The organism is Colwellia psychrerythraea, from assembly GCF_000764185.1.
Classification (GTDB): Bacteria; Pseudomonadota; Gammaproteobacteria; order Enterobacterales; family Alteromonadaceae; genus Colwellia; species Colwellia psychrerythraea_B.
Genome location: NZ_JQEC01000037.1, coordinates 1 through 3,452 on the forward strand (window position 1 = coordinate 1; position 3,452 = coordinate 3,452).

Below are 3,452 nucleotides of genomic sequence, written 5' to 3' on the forward strand. Positions count from 1 at the left end.
GGCGCTAGTGGAAGGTTCTGGAAAGGACCACGATACAGGGTGATAGTCCCGTACACAAAAGCAACCTTTAAGTGAAATCGAGTAGGACGGAGCACGTGAAACTTTGTCTGAATATGGGGGGACCATCCTCCAAGGCTAAATACTACTAACTGACCGATAGTGAACCAGTACCGTGAGGGAAAGGCGAAAAGAACCCCTGTGAGGGGAGTGAAATAGAACCTGAAACCGCATACGTACAAGCAGTGGGAGCCCGATTTAGTCGGGTGACTGCGTACCTTTTGTATAATGGGTCAGCGACTTATATTCTGTAGCAAGGTTAACCGATTAGGGGAGCCGTAGCGAAAGCGAGTGTTAACTGCGCGTTTAGTTGCAGGGTATAGACCCGAAACCCGGCGATCTACCCATGGGCAGGTTGAAGGTTGAGTAACATCAACTGGAGGACCGAACACACGTATGTTGAAAAATGCGGTGATGACTTGTGGGTCGGAGTGAAAGGCTAATCAAGCCGGGAGATAGCTGGTTCTCCCCGAAATCTATTTAGGTAGAGCCTCGGACGAACACCATCGGGGGTAGAGCACTGTTAAGGCTAGGGGGTCATCCCGACTTACCAACCCTTTGCAAACTCCGAATACCGATGAGTGATATCCGGGAGACACACTGTGGGTGCTAACGTCCATTGTGAAGAGGGAAACAACCCAGACCGCCAGCTAAGGTCCCAAAGTACTAGTTAAGTGGGAAACGATGTGGAAAGGCATAGACAGCTAGGAGGTTGGCTTAGAAGCAGCCATCCTTTAAAGAAAGCGTAATAGCTCACTAGTCGAGTCGGTCTGCGCGGAAGATGTAACGGGGCTAAACTAGTCACCGAAGCTGCGGATTCATAATTTATTATGAGTGGTAGGGGAGCGTTCTGTAAGCCGTTGAAGGTGAATTGAGAAGTTTGCTGGAGGTATCAGAAGTGCGAATGCTGACATGAGTAACGATAAGGGGAGTGAAAAACTCCCCCGCCGAAAGACCAAGGTTTCCTGTCCCATGTTAATCAGGGCAGGGTAAGTCGGCCCCTAAGGCGAGGCGGAAACGCGTAGTCGATGGGAAACAGATTAATATTTCTGTACTTCTATATATTGCGAAGGAGGGACGGAGTAGGCTAAATGAGCACAGCGTTGGTAGTCTGTGTGAAAGAATGTAGGCAGAGAACTTAGGTAAATCCGGGTTCTTGTTAATGCTGAGACTCGAGACGAGATTCTACGGAATTGAAGTCATTGATGCCATGCTTCCAGGAAAAGCTTCTAAGCTTCAGATATATAGGAACCGTACCCCAAACCGACACAGGTGGTTAGGTAGAGAATACTAAGGCGCTTGAGAGAACTCGGGTGAAGGAACTAGGCAAAATAGTACCGTAACTTCGGGAGAAGGTACGCTGCATATGGGTGATGGAACTTGCTTCCTAAGCCCAGAGCAGTCGAAGTAACCAGGTGGCTGGAACTGTTTATTAAAAACACAGCACTGTGCAAAATCGAAAGATGACGTATACGGTGTGACGCCTGCCCGGTGCCGGAAGGTTAATTGATTCGGTTAGTCCTCGGACGAAGCTGATGATCGAAGCCCCGGTAAACGGCGGCCGTAACTATAACGGTCCTAAGGTAGCGAAATTCCTTGTCGGGTAAGTTCCGACCTGCACGAATGGCGTAATCATGGCCACACTGTCTCCACCCGAGACTCAGTGAAATTGAATTTGCGGTTAAGATGCCGTATACCCGCGGCTAGACGGAAAGACCCCGTGAACCTTTACTATAGCTTGACAGTGAACATTGCTCCTACATGTGTAGGATAGGTGGGAGGCTTTGAAACCATGTCGCTAGATGTGGTGGAGCCAATCTTGAAATACCACCCTTGTATGCGTGATGTTCTAACCTAGGGCCCTTATCGGGCTTGGGGACACTGTCTGGTGGGTAGTTTGACTGGGGCGGTCTCCTCCCAAAGAGTAACGGAGGAGCACGAAGGTTGGCTAAGTACGGTCGGACATCGTACGGTTAGTGCAATGGCATAAGCCAGCTTAACTGCGAGACAGACACGTCGAGCAGGTACGAAAGTAGGTCATAGTGATCCGGTGGTTCTGTATGGAAGGGCCATCGCTCAACGGATAAAAGGTACTCCGGGGATAACAGGCTGATACCGCCCAAGAGTTCATATCGACGGCGGTGTTTGGCACCTCGATGTCGGCTCATCACATCCTGGGGCTGAAGTCGGTCCCAAGGGTATGGCTGTTCGCCATTTAAAGTGGTACGCGAGCTGGGTTTAGAACGTCGTGAGACAGTTCGGTCCCTATCTGCCGTGGGCGTTTGAGAATTGAAGAGGGCTGCTCCTAGTACGAGAGGACCGGAGTGGACGAACCACTGGTGTTCGGGTTGTCATGCCAATGGCATTGCCCGGTAGCTACGTTCGGAACTGATAACCGCTGAAAGCATCTAAGCGGGAAGCAGGCTTTGAGATGAGTTCTCACTGGAGCTTTAAGCTCCCTAAAGGGTCGTTGGAGACTACAACGTTGATAGGTCAGGTGTGTAAGGACTGCGAGGTCTTGAGCTAACTGATACTAATTGCCCGTGAGGCTTAACCATACAACACCCAAGTAGTTTTGAACTATAAAGTGTGTATGTAGACTGACATTATAAAATGCCGAAAGGTAAGAAAACTCACGTACTTACGTGTTACTTGAACTAAAAACGATATTTATGCTCTTCGAGCAAAGCTTTCTAAGATTGTACCTTTTTTGTTTAGCGACAATAGCGCTGTGGTCCCACCTGATCCCTTTCCGAACTCAGAAGTGAAACGCAGTTGCGCCGATGGTAGTGTGGGAGTTCCCATGTGAGAGTAGGACATTGCTAGACTTCTAATTTGTGCTTAGGCACACGAGAGGCCCGTTACATAGGTAACGGGCTTTTTAATCAGACTTTATTTATTAGATTGATTACTTAATCAGCTTAACAAATAAAGTTTTAAAATAAACACTTTTAAAGTGTTGACATTAAAACTAGGAAGCGTATTATGCGCATCCTGCTTCAGGCAAACGGCAACGTTAGCAAGGAGTAACAGGCACTTAACGAATGCGTTTAAGGTCTAATTTCTTTAACAATTAGTTATCATGCAATTTGTGTGAGCACTCACATTAATGTTGTTTTACATAGTTTTCCTTCGGGAGAACAAAAACGCTTAATGAATGATGTTCATGCAAATAAATATAGTTACTTAACTTCGGTTAGGTAGCGACTATGTAATGCGCTATTTACTTAGGTAGATAGCACGACAGAATTCATTGAGCAGTAACACATCACTTGTGATGAGGTTACACAAACGATTTTTAATTGAAGAGTTTGATCATGGCTCAGATTGAACGCTGGCGGCAGGCTTAACACATGCAAGTCGAGCGGTAACAGAGATAGCTTGCTATCTGCTGA

3 rRNA genes are annotated in these 3,452 nt (G+C 47.4%); all 3 read left to right on the forward strand.

Annotated features, from left to right (window positions below):
- A 23S ribosomal RNA gene (locus GAB14E_RS10225) occupies positions 1–2,615 on the forward strand; the annotation flags it as partial.
- A 155-nt stretch (positions 2,616–2,770) separates the two neighbouring features.
- Positions 2,771–2,885: ribosomal RNA gene (rrf, locus tag GAB14E_RS10220) — 5S ribosomal RNA — on the forward strand.
- A gap of 471 nt (positions 2,886–3,356) precedes the next feature.
- A 16S ribosomal RNA gene (locus GAB14E_RS0123045) occupies positions 3,357–3,452 on the forward strand; the annotation flags it as partial.